This window comes from Gemmatimonadaceae bacterium, assembly GCA_019637355.1.
In the GTDB taxonomy this organism is placed as follows: Bacteria; Gemmatimonadota; Gemmatimonadetes; order Gemmatimonadales; family Gemmatimonadaceae; genus Pseudogemmatithrix.
Genome location: JAHBVT010000001.1, coordinates 2,586,315 through 2,601,098 on the forward strand (window position 1 = coordinate 2,586,315; position 14,784 = coordinate 2,601,098).

Genomic DNA, 14,784 nt, shown 5'->3' on the forward strand with positions numbered 1-14,784 from the left:
ACACACTTTAGGTGGTCCGTGCGGAAGGATCTACGCGCGGCGGGGGCGACCGGATCCCAACGCGGAGCGCAGGGCGCCGAATCGCGGCGCTACCGAATACCTCCGCATAACGCGGCTTGCTGCCGACAGGTGCCCTTGGTAGCGCGGGCTACGCCCGCGCGTTTTATTGGAGCACCTGCAGCAGAAGCGTACGTTATGCGGCAGGGTCCGAGTCCACGAAGCTTCCGAGGCGTCGCGGCGAAACGCCGGCTCGCCGTGCGCGCCCCCCAACACACTTAGGTGGTCCGTGCGGAAGGATCTACGCGCGGCGGGGGCGACCGGATCCCAATGCGGAGCGCAGGGCGCCGAATCGCGGCGCTGCCGAAGACCTCCGCATAACGCGGCTTGCTGCCGACAGGTGCCCTTGGTAGCGCGGGCTACGCCCGCGCGTTTTATTGGAGCACCTGCAGCAGAAGCACACGTTGCTATGACTGGGCATCCGTCAAGGGCACGAGCTACATCGGCGCTCCCGCGTCGAGGGTGGTGAAGCGAGGGGCTCGGATCCCAGCGGCGGCTTCGACGATGAATCCTGCTGCTATACGCCGGTCAGTCTCCAGGAGACCGGAGCGGCACGAAGTGGATTCGTCCGGAGCAGGCGCGTTCTATGCGCGGGGATCCACGCTCTCGCGAGCGCTACCCGATAACGTGTGCCGCGCGTCCTCCCTATCGTGCCGCTGGAACCCGAGCCGAGCTGTCTCCTACGCCTGTGCGTGCGGCGGCGCCTCCTCGCGCATCACCGCCCACAGGAACCCGATCAACTCCCGCGCCACCGCCACCGCCGCGACCTGGCGCGCGTGGCCGTCCTGCAACCGGTGGTAGCGCTTGTACAGGCGATGCTGCGCCTTCCACGCGTGCGCGATCACCGCCGCCGGCTGGCCCGCCTGCCGCTGCTGGTGCCGCTTGCCCACGCGCGGCAGGTGCCGATAGCTCCACGCCGCCTGCACCAGCACGTGCCGCACGTGCGCGTTCCCCGCCTTGGTCAGCGCGCCGCGGCGCTCGCGCTCCCCGCTCGAGTGCTCGCGCGGCACGAGCCCCACGTAGCTCATCAGCGCGCGCGGCGACGCGAAGCGCCGCCAGTCGCCGAGTTCCGTGGCGAGCACCATCGCCGCCAAGGTGTCGATCCCCCGGAAGCAGCCCAGGCGCCCGACCAGCGGCGCATAGGCCGGCGTCGCCGCCAGCGCCGCCACGCGCTGGTCGAGTGCGCTGCGGCGCCCCTCCTTGTACGCCAGCAGCGCCAGGTGCTCCTGCAGGATCTCGCGGTCTTCCGCCTCCAAGGGCGACGCGGGCGCCCGCAGCAGCGTCGCCAGCCACGTGTGGTGCGCGGGCGTCCAGGGTTTCGCGCCGTACGCGCAGCCGCGCCGCGTGAGGAACTTCAGCACGTAGTGCCGCGAGCGCATCACCTCGCGCTGCAGCGTCGTCCGCAGCCGCACGAGGTCACGCACCCGCTCCTCGGCGGCCGCCGGCACCCGCACCGGCGTGAGCTCCCCCGCGCGGTGCAGCCGCGCGAGCTGCACCGCATCATAGCGGTCGTGCTTGCGCTGCACGCCGGGCCGCGTCGGCATCAGCGACGGCGCGATCACGTCGCACGCCACGCCCCACGCCGCGCACGCGCGCTGCAGCACGAAGCCCGCGCTACTCGCCTCGTAGACCACGCGCACCGTCCCCTCGCGCTGCCAGCGCCGCACATAGCGTTCGAGCTTCGGCAGCGCATTCGGGAGCCGGTCCACGCACTCGGCCTGGGCCGCGCCGTCGCGCAGCACCGCCGACGTGACCGAGGCCTTGTGCACATCCCAGCCAAGCCAGATAGTTGAGGCAGCTGCTGCAGGAACCGATGACATGGGCTGGTCCTCCGTTGCAGGAAGGGCGACGCACCGTCGCCAGTGGCTCTGGCACCTCCGACGCACTCGGGGAGCTAACCCACGAGAGGTCGGGGGGCCAGCCCAGTCATAACTTCTATGCGGCAGGGTCCGAGTCCACGGTGCTGCGGATGCGTCGCGACGGATCGCCGACTTGCGTGGCAAGGTCCTGAACGGCTTTTCGGGGGTTCGACCGGATAGTCGCGTGCGCGCCGGCGGGGGGCGCTCCTCACGTCGCGCTGGGCGCAATTTTCCCGCGCGTCGCCAAGCCTCCGCATAACGCGGCTTGCTGCCGACAGGTGCCTTTGGTAGCGCGGGCTACGCCCGCGCGTTTTATTGGAGCACCTGCAGCAGAAGCGTACGTTATGCGGCAGGGTCCGAGTTCACGAAGCTTCCGAGGCGTCGCAACGAAACGCCGGCTCACCGTGCGCGCCCCCGAACACACTTGAGGTGGTCCGTGCGGACGGTTCCGCGCGCGGCGTGGGCGACCAGACCCCAACGCGTAGCGCAGGGCGCCGACTCGCGGCGCTGCCGCATACCTCCGCATAACGCGGCTTGCTGCCGACAGGTGCACTTGGTAGCGCGGGCTACGCCCGCGCGTTTTATTGGAGCACCTGCAGCAGAAGCGTACGTTATGCGGCAGGGGCCGAATCCACGGAGCTTCCGAGGCGTCGCAACGACACGCCGGCTCGCCGTGCGCGCCCCCACGGCACTTCAGGTGATCCACGCGGAAGGATCTGCGCGCGGCGGGGGCGACCGGATCCCAACGCGGAGCGCAGGGCGCCGAATCGCGGTGCATCCGAAAACCTCCGCATAACGCGGCTTGCTGCCGACAGGTGCACTTGGTAGCGCGGGCTACGCCCGCGCGTTTTATTGGAGCACCTGCAGCAGAAGCGTACGTTATGCGGCAGGGTCCGAGTCCACGAAGCTTCCGAGGCGTCGCAACGAAACGCCGGCTCACCGTGCGTGCCCCCCAACAAACTTTAGGTGGTTCGTGCGGAAGGTTTCGTGCGCGGGGTGGGCGACCGGATCCCAACGCGGAGCGCAGGGCGCCGAATCGCGGTGCTGCCGAATACCTCCGCATAACGCGGCTTGCTGCCGACAGGTGCCCTTGGTAGCGCGGGCTACGCCCGCGCGGTTTATTGGAGCACCTGCAGCAGAAGCGTACGTTAGCGCGACTGGATTCAGAGGGTCGATACAACACCTTCCTCAGTTCTGTTTCCGGACGTCGTTGCGGCGCTTACCCCAAGTCCCCGTGGCGACACTTGGCTGCAGCGCGCCTAACTCTGGGCACGGCACCGGCGATCGTTGGGCGCAAGTGCGGAAGAGCTGGCAATCAGTAGGCCGACAGAATGAGGCCCTCAGTCGCTCACTGGACGCGTGCGCAGGTTGCAGAGGTGCTGATGCACCTTCTTGCGCATGGAATCGGACTCGACATTAAGGAGGCATGGCCTTGCGGCTGCCTTTTTCTCCGATCTCCGAATGTGCTGGGCGAGTCTGGCGCGCGGCGTTTACCGCACCATCAGCATGGTCGCTATTGGCCGGCCTATCGAAGAGCACCGGTGCGCCGCTCTGCAAAGGTCGCCAGCGCTTCCGCGTCAACGGCCCGGATGGCCCAACGCTGCAACGCGGGCCGCAGGCGGTATGACGACCCTTGCCCCCCGATGGCCGCAGCCGGAACCGCGGCACCAGCCAAGCGCTGGGCCAGCATCTTGAGAAACACCGCGCGCTCTAGGTCTTCAGTCGGCAGGACATCGAGCAGCAGGGTCCCGAGCGGAACCGAGGCGGCCCGCGGCGACCTCGCAAGTTCCCGGGCAATCCGCAGGTAGCGCAGGCGCCAGTCCCTAGGGGCCTCAAACTGTAGGTCAATCATCTGGCCGGTGCGCCAGATCACTGGCGTGTCCAGGTGGGAAAGCAGCGTGAGCAGCGGGCGCTGATCGCTTAGCAGGCGCACGATGGTTTGGTAGGACACCTGCTCCATTCCCGCCTCCCTCGCGAGGACGGAGAGCGCGTGGAGCCCCAACAGCATCCAGGGTACGCGCTCGAGGGACACCGCGCGTGCGAGTCCCTCGCCCTTGGGATCCCGAAAGACAAGCTGCGACCGTACGTATGGCGTTGCGGCGACGAGTGTCCGGACCTGGCCGGACTCGGACGCTGCGCCACCGAGGTCGGGGACACCGAGCACGCGCGCCATGAGGGCGCGGTACTGCAGGACGGCTGCGAGATCCTCGTCGGGCACCGTGTCACGCGTCGCGCCATTCGAGGAGACCGACGCTTGGCGTTGTAGTGCCGCCCGCGTGGCCGCGCATTGCGCTGCAACGAACGGGAGGTAGTCCGTCGCTTCGAGAAACGCCTCCGACGTGCGGACGATATGCCGCTCCAGCTCCACCAGTGTGGCCGCATCGAGTCCCGACGGTACTGCGGTCGACACGGGCGCCTCGATACCGTGAGCCCGCATTGCGGCGAACAGTGCGTCATGATCGGAATCGGTGCTGGTACGTCCGCCCTCCCGCACCTCGAGCGGGCAGAGGCCCGGATGGGGAGCGACCACGAGGTGCTCCCCGACAAGACTCATGTTGTTGAAGGGAAAGAGCCGACAGGTCTCCGGCTTGGCGTCATAACCGGAGTTCCGCTGAATCCCGCAAAGATTTCCCGCATCGAGAAAGAAGCACCCGGGCGGGCAATTCTTCGTCTGGAGCTGGACACCCCCCGACCGTCCGCTAGGCTCCATGAAAAAGCGGACTGCGGGACGCAGCGTCAACTGCGCATCCGTCGCCCCCGGCGATCCGAGTCGATAGCCGTAACCGCGGCAGCACTTCGCGCCGCAGGCTAGGCAGTCGTACCCGAATCGACCGCTCGCAAAGGCGAAGTAAACCTGCTCGCGCGAGATCTCGGGCGCGGAGGCGAGTCCGTGCAGCCTGATCGTACCCGTCGCAATCGCCGGTCTAGCGTCCACCTTCCACTCGCAGGAGCTCAACGAACTCCGTGCCGGATTCATCCGTGCGTCGGCCCAGTACCCATCCGTCACCGACCTGCCAGACATTGAAGGAACCCGGCAGGGTCAGCACCGCGCGCACTCGACCATCGAAGTCATGAATGGACCAGGCGCGCCGGCCGACGGCGACATCGGACAGGCCGAGCCACACCGCGTCACGACCAGCCGCCATGAACGCATAGCGCGCCGGCCGCACGCCCGGGGGCAGGCTGTCCGAACGCATCGTCCGCCGGTCGTGGATCGCGATGGTGTCCCATGCGCCACCGTTCCATCGCAGCAGGTGGACCTCATCGCTGGCAAGCGCCAGCAGCGTACTGTCGTACAGCGCCATGAGCGCGCGAGGGCCGGACTCCAGCGCCTGGACCCGCACGCCACCTGGCGAGTTCTGGCGCTGCCACCACATGCCGCCCACGGACGGCGAGGTGCGCTCGGGCACCTGCTCCCCGCTCCGGACAAATCTGAAGAACGCGAAGCGCAGCGAGTCGCGGACAATGCCGCCGATGTCCATGGCGCGCGGATCGCCGCGCACGCCCATCCCCACCACCACCCGGCCGCGGTAGGTCCCGATCCATTGCGCCCCCCCATACTCAGTAGTGGGGAGCGTCACGGCATCGAGATAGGTGCCCGCCGGGCCGAAGATGCTGACACGCGAGAGCCGCGCGTCCAATACCATCAGCGAGTCGCCGGGAAGCGCCGCCACCCAAGTGAGGTGCCGAAACTCACCGGGCCCGGCCCCTGCCCGACCGATACGCGCCACCAGCCTTCCCGCGGTGTCATACTGTCGCACCTCGGCGGGCGCGCCATTGGCGACATAGATGTGGTCACCGCGCCGGAAGCCACTATAGGTGCGCGCCAGGATTCCCTCGTCGCCCGCGCCCGCCCCGAGCCGCACGATCAGCGAAGTGCGAAGCGTATCGACCTGTCCGACGTCCGCCTGCAGAGCGAGTTCGGCCCCGTCCCCATTGCAGGCAAGAAGGCCGACGCTCGCGATGGCAAGTCCAATCCGTACATGAAATGCAGGCATGACCTAGGTCCCTGATGCCGTGGTAAGTGCCAAGAGGCGCGCAGGACCGGGCGTGCCGCCGATACGGACGCGGAGCGTCACCAAGGTAGGGGTCCCCGTCACCTGAAACTCCGCAGCGGCTGCGAGATCTTGCCGGATGCTGGCCTGCACTTCCTCAGAGGTCATACAACCGCCGAAAGCGCCAATATCCGGAACGCCCGCTTCCTCCGCAATAGCGGGAAAGGTGACTAGGTCAAGCGAGTCATATCGAAGGAAGAGGGCGCGGCTCATTTCCCGGAACCGACCCTGCCGTGCGGCGCACTCGGCTGCTTGGGCCGCCCGCATCGATGGCGCGTGATCGGGGTCAAACACGTGACGAAAGCGGAAGGTGGGGGTCTCGCCCGGTGCGCCGACGCCCGTCGCCGTGAGGCTGTCAACGGTCCGCCAGAGCCGTACGCACCACACGCAGGCATAATGGGAGAATACGATGACCGTATCCGGACCGAATCCCACGGCAGGCCCACGCCCGTTCAACCGGGCGAACATGCCAGGCGGCACGGGCGTCACGGTCGGTTCGCGTATCACGGTCGGCGGCGCCGGACGCCACTGCCACCATGCGTACGCCCCGACCCCGACGAGCAAAAACGCGGCCCATGCCACCTGGCCGCTCCATTCCCTCGCCATCCGCATAATCGCTCTCCCCGCGAGTGCCATGCGACGCTCCTTCCCTCTCAGTTTCCCGCCGCATCAGCGGCAAGTGACGGGGCGAAGCCCCTCGCGGACTTCGCCCCGCCCGTACGCTTACTCCACTGCCTTGTAGTACCGGTAGATCTCGTTGCAGCAGTTGGGGCTCTGCTCGCACTCCTTGAGACACTCCTTGTTGCACATCTGCCCATTGTAGGGTCCACAGTCCCCGCCCTGGGCCTGGCTGGCCTTCGGCGACAGCGCGGTGATGCCGGCCATCGCCAGCACCGCAAGCCCGAGACTCGTCGGAATGAATGTCTTCCACTTCATGGGTGACACCTCGCAAGAAGGTTGATGAAGCACGACGGCCCGTTGCCGTCGTGCTTCGAAGGTCGTAAACGGTCACCGCACATCAAGGCACAGAACGCGCAAGAAAGGGGCGTGGTGCGCAAGTCATGACCTAGGCCCGCTGGCCGCGGCCGAAACCTCGGCGCCGCCAAGCAGTTGAGATCGCCACGCCGTGACGAGTCCGCGAAACCCGCTCGTGCGCAAGATGTATCCCGGTCGCTGGCCGGTATAGCGCTCGACGTAGCGCGCAAGCACGCCCGGGTCAGTCGCCCCCGCCGCCCCCGCAGCGCGCTTGAACGACCAGCCCAAGACCTCCATACGCCATACCGTGTACAACGCGGCGCCCCAGCCCAGATGCCACCTCGGCGTGAAGCCGCCCGACCGCCGCAACAGCCACTCCATCGTGCGGACGGGGACGTGACAAGCACGCGACAGCTCACGGACCGTTGTGCGCCGCCGCGACAGCGCGAGCACCGCGGGAACGATGGGACGCACGCGACCGTGCAGCGTGTCCCCGAGCTCACGCAGCAGTAGCATGTCCGGTCCGGCGCGCCCACCAGCATCGAGTACCTCGTCGACGTCTGTCCGCAACACGCTGTGCCCACGGAGCGACAGGCGCGCGTTAGTCAGGTAGCGCGCGAGCACCGTCAACGTAGTCACTTGAGCCCGCACGATCGACGTGCGAAGAACGAGCGGGATGTGAGGCACCGAAACGCGCATCCCATCACAACCCAGCCACGTGCCTGCAAGACGCACATCAACAACCACGCAGTCCCACGCATCACTGCCCACGGCCGCAGAGAACTCCACCGCATTGCGGCAGCACGTGATGCGATACGGACCCCACGGAACCGCCAACTCTCCGTCGCCCAACCATATGAGGATGCGATGCACAAAGACTCCGAGCGCAGAGACGTGTGTCGACCCGCGCACGGTGCGATGCCGTCTCCGATGATGCAAGTGTTGTGTTTCAGCACGCTGTCCGCAGACTGCACGGCCTAGGTCGGGTTGGCTTAGGTACACTGCGGATCGCATCGCGCCGACGGCGCAGCGGGCGTGCGGGCGAAGCCCGCCCCGGGGCGTCCGCTGAAGCTGACGGTGCCGCACTGATCTTCATTGATGAAGCGGGGGTGCTGCTCACGCCGCTCGTGCGCCGGACGTGGGCCCCGCGGGGCCTCAGACGCCGGTCCTGCATCAGCGGGGGCGCTCGCGCCAGAAGGTGTCCGTGATCGCGGCGCTCGCGATTCCGCCCCGCCGGGATCGCGTCCGGTGTCTCTTTCGGCTGGCGCTCGACGCGAGCATCGATGCCCGCGGCGTCCGCGCCTTTCTCGGGCGTCTGCTGCGGCTGATCCGGACGCCGGTCACGAGCATCTGGGATCGGAGCAACACGCACAGCGGTATGGTCGTCCAGCGATGGCTCGCGGCGCACCCCCCCCCAGGTGCGGAGCGAACTCTTGCCGCCGTATGCCCCCGAACTCAATCCCGTCGAACTCGTGTGGGGCACACCAAACGCAATCCGCTCGCCAACTACGTCCCGGCGGACTCGATGCGCTCGTGCAGGCGACGCGGCGCGACACCCGCCGCCTCGCGCGCTAACGACGCTTGCTGCTGATGGCCGCAGGTGCGGATGGGGTTGGGCGGGGCGGCCGCTTGTAGGACGGGATCGCTTGCGGCCGCCCCGCCCAACCCTTCTATTGGAGCGTCCACAGCAGAAGCAGACGTTATGTGGACCGAAGGAATACGGTGTCACTCACGTTTCACAACCCATCGCTCGCGCAGATCTTTGCAGACCTTGAAGATGCACGCAGCGAGCTTCATCAGCGCCGTCTCGCGCTCCAAGCTGCGCAGCAGCATTGGAAGCATCCCACTGATGCGCGAGTAGTCATGGTCGCGCGCATGGAAGGCCTAGCCCAGAGTGCCCAGCTTGCTATCGCGCATGCGGGTGCGCATGTCGCAAGTTCCCAGTGGTGGAGCGAGCTGTCGGATGGCTCTCCGCGTACTCAGTTGCAGGCCCTAACAAGCCTAGAGCTTTTCACACGGAATGCGTTCCTGTCGAGCCTCTTCGCGACTTTCGAGAACGGGTGCCGGATTGCACTTCGGCACCTGTATCCTACAGATCGTCAGCTGGCCGAAGGTCCGGCGTATCGAGTGTTCAGCAAGCTCGAGACGGCGCTTCCTACAGTCCCTAAGGACGCGTGGCCACTCGTAGAGTTGCTCCGTCACACTCGCAACACGTGGCACAACAATGGCGTCGTTTTTGACTCCCGTACGCCGTTGCGTACTGGGGCGTACTTCAACGCGTCCTATGTCTTCGTGCACGGGAAGCCAGTGGAGTTCGCAACCTGGCACTTTCTTACGCGTCGGTTCCTTGAGCTCGGCATTCTGTCTTGCCTAATCGTCTCGGCTCCGGGCATGGTCGAGGCCGAGGCCATTGTTGATCCCGCATACCAGTAGAGCGCGACACTCGCGAGCCACATAACGACGCTTGCTGCCGACGAGCGTAGATGCGGTAGCGGCTGCGGGGCCACTGCTCCACTTTATGGAAGGACTGCAGTGGCCCCGCAACCGCATTCTTCTGTGAAGCGGCGGCCCGCGTCAAGCCCCAGGTGCGTTGACGCTGTTGCAGTTCTCCGTTGTGCCTGCGCTGCTCGAGGTGCTGCTCATCCTTCTGTTCGCGCTCGCTCGTGAGGCCCGAGGCCTCGGCGCATTGGGGTCTGCGAAGGAATGGTGGCGCCAACTATGGGGCGGCTCTCACCTGCGGCCATAAAATGCGTCGCGCTCACCACTCCCGATTCAGTCATCTCGATCCCACGCAGGTCCTGCCCTTACCCATCGATCATGCGGCGGACGCCGGCACGGGCTGCGGCGTCCGCAGGTGGCCCGCGTCGTACGCCCGCTGGTCCCGCCACATCGCATAGAGGATGCCCGCGAGCCGCCGCGCCAGCGCGACCGCCGCGATCTTCGTGCCGCGGCGATGCAGGATGCGCTGCGCCCACGCCCGCAACACCGCGGTGTCGCTTGACTTGGAGCGGAGGATGCGCCACGCCGCCTCGACCAGGAGATAGCGCGCGCGCCGGTTGCCCGCCTTCGTGATGTGGCCGAGTCGCCGCTTCTCGCCCGAGCTCCGCTCCCCGGGCACCAACCCGAGGAAGGCCTCGAACTGGTGCGCCGACGGGAACCGGCCGATGTCATCCGCGATCGCGACGATGCCGCTGGACGTCACCGGCCCGACGGCGGGGGCCGTCTGCAGCAGCGCGACGATCGGGTCCGTCCGCCCGAGCGCCGCGATGCGCGCGTCGGCGGCCGCGATCTGCACGTTCAGCGGGGCGAGCACCGCGATCAAGGGCGCCAGCTCGGCCGCCAGCACCGGCGAGAGCGGGAGCGCGGTGAGTCGTTCGACAAACCACGCGGCCGTGCTGTTCGGCACGCGCAGGCCGTCGCGGCGCACGAGGGCCTTGGCGAGCGCGATGCATCGCGTGCGTGTGCGGACCAAGGCCTCGCGCACCGCCAACTCGGCGCGCACATGCCGCCGCGCCGCCGAGACGCGGTGCGCCGGACGATAGGCGCCGAGCCGGAGCGCGTCAGCCAGGGTCCGCGCATCGCGCTTGTCCGTCTTCACCCGCCGGCTGCGCGTGGCGTACATCGGCGCGAAGTTCGGGTCGGCGACGACCACCTCGTGGCCCAGCGCCTCCAGGTGGCACGCGACCCACTCGCTCTCGGTCGACGCCTCGACGAGGATGCGTGCGGGCGGACGCGCGCCCAGCACCGCGGTGAAGCGGTCGCGGCTCGTGACGATGCGTCGTTCGGTGACGCCGCCCTGCCCGTCGAGGATGCAGAGCTGGCTCTCGCGCTTGTGGAGATCGATGCCTATCATATCCATGGCGGCTGGCCTCCGCAGTGTGCCCCGTCGCGAGACGGCGAGCACGGTAGATGGTATGGGGCAGAACCTTGCACCCGTGGATGGGCGGAGGTCCAGCCGCCGCTTCATACCAACTATGGCAATGGCTGCAGCAGAAGCTCACGTTATGCGGCCGGAGCAATTGTCAATTGAAGGCGAACCGTTTAGCCGTGGCCGAGGGGCGATGCCATGACCCGCCCAAGTGATCCGACGTCGACGCGCTTGCTGGGGAAACGCCGGGTGCTTCTCCTTGGACTCGCCCTTCTCGTCGGGGGGATGGTCTTGGGTGTGGCGGTACGCGGGGGACCTGCAGTTTCGATCGGGCTCGCGTACAAGGCGAAGACACTCTGCTCCGAGTTGTTCGTCTCGAACCGAAGCCACGACGACGCGTTCGCCGATCTCGCAATCGACGACCTCGCCCCACTCCGGTTGATTCGTGCGGACGTCGACTCCATTGAGCGGACGGTCACATCGCGTGTGTTGATGGCCAAGAGACACGCCCGATTTGCAGAGGGACGCGGTTGTGCTCTTGCACCCTGGCCGTCGCTGGAGGTATCACGGGCTGATCGGTTCGCTTCGGCGGGTCCAAGCGCGAGAGTCTCGAAGCCCCTCGGAGGCTTGCCGCCGACTGAGCCTGAGAGGAACGTCTTGATGGAGCAGGTTCTGGACGAGGCTTTCGCGGAGGCAGATGGGGCCTTGCGGAAACGCACGCGGGCCGTGGTCGTGGTTCATCGAGGCGAGATCGTTGCCGAGCGATATGCCTCGGGAATTGGTCCGGAGACACCGCTTCTCGGATGGTCGATGACGAAGAGCGTCATGAATGCGCTCATTGGGGCTGCAATCCAGCAGGGGAAGCTGACACTCAACGGACCAACGAGACTACAGAGTTGGAGCGAGCCCGGTGACGAGCGCGCTGGAATCACGATAAGCGACCTACTTCGTATGAGCAGTGGGCTGGAGTTCGGCGAGGACCAAGCGAGTCCGTCATCCGACGTGTTTCGGATGTTGTACCGGGAGCTTGACATGGCTGCCTTCGCATCGCGCAAGGAACTCACGGCCGAGCCGGGCACGGCTTGGAATTATTCGTCGGGGACAAGCGTCATCTTGTCACAGGTGCTGCGGGAGAGGCTCGGTGAGGAGGTCTATCGCTCGTTTCCGCAGCACGCGTTGTTTGAGCCTCTTGAGCTTGCCAACGCGGTGCTGGAATCCGATGCTGTCGGCACGTTTGTGGGTGCATCGTATATGTACGCAACTGCGAGAGAGTGGGCACGGATCGGCCAGCTGTATCTACAAGACGGAATCTGGCAGGATCAAAGAATCCTGCCCGAGGAGTGGGTGGCGTATACAAGAACGGCTGCGCCGGCCGATCCACTCAAGGCCTATGGAGCCCACTTCTGGGTGAAGACTCCGGCAGAGTACCGGGGGCGGGCCGTACAGTTGCCGGCGGATGCCTTTCACGCTGCTGGTCACGAGGCGCAGTTCGTCACGATTGTCCCCTCGCGACAAGTCGTGATCGTGCGCATGGGGAAGACCCGCTATCCCGAGGCTTGGGAACACGACAGCTTTGTCGCAGCTGTGTTGGCGGCGTTGCCGGATCGCCGCAAGTGAGGCTCCAACACAATGGCCGGCGGCATGGCGAGGGTGGGAACCTGACAACGCCTTGCGGCGTTGCAGGTTACACTCGGCGCGTCTTGCAGACGCAACGCCGTATCGGCGCCGCTCGTTGGAGAGGCCGCGGTCAGTTAGGAGGGGGCCGTGGGCCGACATCCACCAATCCGTGGTTCCGGCGCAAGGTGAACCATTTGGCCCCCGGGAAATGAGCGCGATCCTGTTGTCTATCGGCGAGTTGTCGAACAGGAGCGGTGTAACAGTGTCGGCGATCCGGTACTATGAGCGGATCGGCCTCCTGTCACCCGCCGGCCGCGTCAGCGGGCGGCGCCGCTACACGGCGGACTCGATTACATCGTTGTTGCTCATCCGCCTTGGGCAGACGGCCGGCTTCACGCTCGCGGAACTTCGAATTCTGCGGATGTCGGACGGCGGTGGGCCGGGGGACACTCAGTGGGAGGCGGTCTTCCGGCAGAAACTCAGGACCAATGCGACGGACCTTGAGCGCCTGCAGCGAGCACAGCGCCTCCTCCGCACCGCCTTGGCTTGCGGGTGCTCGGACCTGGCGACCTGTCCGGACCTGCAGGGTGTGGGGCGCTCGCGCCCGAAACGCGGAAGTCGTTCAGGCAACGCTTGACCTGAACCACACTTCAGGTGGTAGGATTGGGTGATGCCGCACCCAATCCCGCTGGAGACCTGATCGTGCAACGCGTCGCATTCTACCAACTCCCCCTCTGGGTGCGGCTGGTGGCGGCCCTTACCGTCTTCAACACGTGGGTGCTGATTGCCGAGTTCGGGATCGATCGGTATGGACTTGACGAGCACCTTCCCTTCTATCGATATGGCGACGTTTGTCTGTGGGACATCGGGGTTATCACTGCACTATTCGTAGTTTTTGTGAGAGCCTCCCGCACTCCGTTGCCCCCTCAATTGTCCCACGCTGGAGACGGAGGAGAGACACGCTGATGCTGCGCTCGATGCTCATCCCCGCGGCGATGCTCGTGACGACCGCGTGCACAAACGGTGACACCGACGGCATCCCAATTGCGCAGGTAGGTACACTTGGCAATCGAATAGAAGTCAGGAACACGGGCCGCCAGACCTGGACGCCAACAACGGCCTGGCGGGTCCAGGAGGATCTTCGACTTGGCTCGGCAGCACTCGACGATCCAGAGTCGGAATCCTTCGGCCAGATCGCATCTATCGTAACCGACTCGCGGGACATGATCTACGTTCTGGACATCTCGTCCCAGGCGATATGCGTCTTTCATCCTACAGGGGAGTATTCTCACAGCATCGGGAGACGGGGTACCGGACCTGGAGAGCTTTCGGGCGCGTGGACGATCGCGGTCGGGCCGGGGGATACCCTGTGGGTAGTGGATGATGGGACAGCTCGATACTCAGCCTTCTCTCCGGACGGCAGCTTCCTCGGCAGCTACCGGCGAAGAGTCCAGGGGTTCTATCCCGCGGTCGCAGGCGCATTCCTGAACGACGGGCGATACGTGGATTGGCGCGTGAGCTTCCCAGACGGACGAATGGGAGCGCGCACGCGCTTCGAGCCAATCCGTGTGGCTCCCGGCATTGCAGGGCCGGACTCGCTGCCGCCGCTAGAATACGAATGGAGGATGTTGCGGGCTGCCGGCATACCTCAGACGTACTTCACCGGTAGCCTGGTCGCGGCGGTCGATCGAAACGGGAGCATCTGGTTTGCCCATTCCGAGGTTTACCGCATCTATCGGCGGACGTTGGCGGGCGATACGGCTCTTGCCTTCAGCTTGCCGGCCCAGGGTTCGCCATTGGGCGACGACGAACGTGATCACGTCCGCAGTGAGCTATCACACCTGCCTTCCCTGGTGGCCGCTATACTTCAAGAACTGCCAGATACCAGGCCGATCGTGCGAAGGATCGTTCCGGACGATGCTGGGCACGTTCTCGTCTTCGCTGATGTTGCCGGCCACACCCTCGGCACCGTAGTTGACGTCTTCGAGGAGGGCGGGACATACCTTGGGCGCCTGATCCTTCCGAGCGCGGTTGCACTGTCCGCCCGGTTTCCTCCTGTCGTGCACGTCACGCCGGAGCACCTGTTCCTTGTTGTCACAGATGAGCTCGGCGTTCCCTCAGTGTCCCGGTTGAAAATTCTGCGCGGGACATGACCGGCGTCACTGTCGACCGGCACAGGCCAGTAAGCGATCGCGCAAGACAGGTCGCTTTCTGCGCCTTGCAGGCGAGACGGGAGGCGTGATGAGACGGCACTGTACTTGAGGAGGACACTATGTCGACCTTGATCAACGCCGCTGTCCTGAGCCTTTCCTTGGTCGCGATCGTTCCGCGCAGCCGCCGGAGCGACCTGACT

The 14,784-nt window shown here is 66.1% G+C and carries 10 protein-coding genes; 3 read left to right on the forward strand and 7 right to left on the reverse strand.

Annotation, left to right across the window (positions count from 1 at the left end):
- Window positions 1-737: 737 nt before the first annotated feature.
- From KF689_11840 to KF689_11870, 7 genes are all read right to left on the reverse strand, one after another.
- Complete coding sequence (locus KF689_11840; GenBank protein ID MBX3134061.1) at window positions 738-1,826, reverse strand: IS110 family transposase; 1,089 nt, start codon at window positions 1,824-1,826, stop codon at window positions 738-740.
- A 1,615-nt stretch (window positions 1,827-3,441) separates the two neighbouring features.
- Window positions 3,442-4,851 (reverse strand): YkgJ family cysteine cluster protein, encoded by a 1,410-nt coding sequence (locus KF689_11845; GenBank protein MBX3134062.1) that lies wholly within the window; start codon window positions 4,849-4,851, stop codon window positions 3,442-3,444.
- The gene (locus KF689_11850; protein MBX3134063.1) at window positions 4,841-5,914 is read right to left on the reverse strand and encodes a hypothetical protein; all 1,074 of its coding nucleotides are present in this window, start codon (window positions 5,912-5,914) and stop codon (window positions 4,841-4,843) included. The genes KF689_11845 and KF689_11850 overlap by 11 nt, the downstream gene beginning before the upstream one ends.
- Window positions 5,915-5,917: 3 nt before the next feature.
- Entirely contained in the window at window positions 5,918-6,607 is a 690-nt protein-coding gene (locus KF689_11855) for a thioredoxin domain-containing protein (protein MBX3134064.1), read from the reverse strand.
- Window positions 6,608-6,694: 87 nt separating this feature from the next.
- On the reverse strand, window positions 6,695-6,907 hold the full coding sequence (locus tag KF689_11860) for a hypothetical protein (GenBank protein MBX3134065.1): 213 nt from the start codon (window positions 6,905-6,907) through the stop codon (window positions 6,695-6,697).
- 123 nt (window positions 6,908-7,030) lie between these two features.
- A complete protein-coding gene (locus KF689_11865; GenBank protein ID MBX3134066.1) occupies window positions 7,031-7,819 on the reverse strand; it encodes a hypothetical protein in 789 nt (262 codons plus the stop codon).
- 1,942 nt (window positions 7,820-9,761) lie between these two features.
- Entirely contained in the window at window positions 9,762-10,799 is a 1,038-nt protein-coding gene (locus KF689_11870; protein ID MBX3134067.1) for an IS110 family transposase, read from the reverse strand.
- 264 nt (window positions 10,800-11,063) lie between these two features.
- On the opposite strand from KF689_11870, the gene KF689_11875 reads away from it, so the two are divergent.
- From KF689_11875 to KF689_11885, 3 genes are all read left to right on the forward strand, one after another.
- Complete coding sequence (locus KF689_11875) at window positions 11,064-12,431, forward strand: serine hydrolase (GenBank protein MBX3134068.1); 1,368 nt, start codon at window positions 11,064-11,066, stop codon at window positions 12,429-12,431.
- 208 nt (window positions 12,432-12,639) lie between these two features.
- On the forward strand, window positions 12,640-13,068 hold the full coding sequence (locus KF689_11880) for a MerR family transcriptional regulator (GenBank protein MBX3134069.1): 429 nt from the start codon (window positions 12,640-12,642) through the stop codon (window positions 13,066-13,068).
- A 328-nt stretch (window positions 13,069-13,396) separates the two neighbouring features.
- On the forward strand, window positions 13,397-14,584 hold the full coding sequence (locus KF689_11885; protein MBX3134070.1) for a 6-bladed beta-propeller: 1,188 nt from the start codon (window positions 13,397-13,399) through the stop codon (window positions 14,582-14,584).
- The last annotated feature ends 200 nt before the right edge of the window (window positions 14,585-14,784 follow it).

Coding starts and splice junctions, on each gene's coding strand:
- KF689_11850 (MBX3134063.1), bottom strand. CDS start 5,914: ATGCCTGCATTTCATGTACGGATTGGACTTGCCATCGCGAGCGTCGGC.
- KF689_11855 (MBX3134064.1), bottom strand. CDS start 6,607: ATGGCACTCGCGGGGAGAGCGATTATGCGGATGGCGAGGGAATGGAGC.
- KF689_11860 (MBX3134065.1), bottom strand. CDS start 6,907: ATGAAGTGGAAGACATTCATTCCGACGAGTCTCGGGCTTGCGGTGCTG.
- KF689_11870 (MBX3134067.1), bottom strand. CDS start 10,799: ATGATAGGCATCGATCTCCACAAGCGCGAGAGCCAGCTCTGCATCCTC.
- KF689_11880 (MBX3134069.1), top strand. CDS start 12,640: ATGAGCGCGATCCTGTTGTCTATCGGCGAGTTGTCGAACAGGAGCGGT.
- KF689_11885 (MBX3134070.1), top strand. CDS start 13,397: ATGCTGCGCTCGATGCTCATCCCCGCGGCGATGCTCGTGACGACCGCG.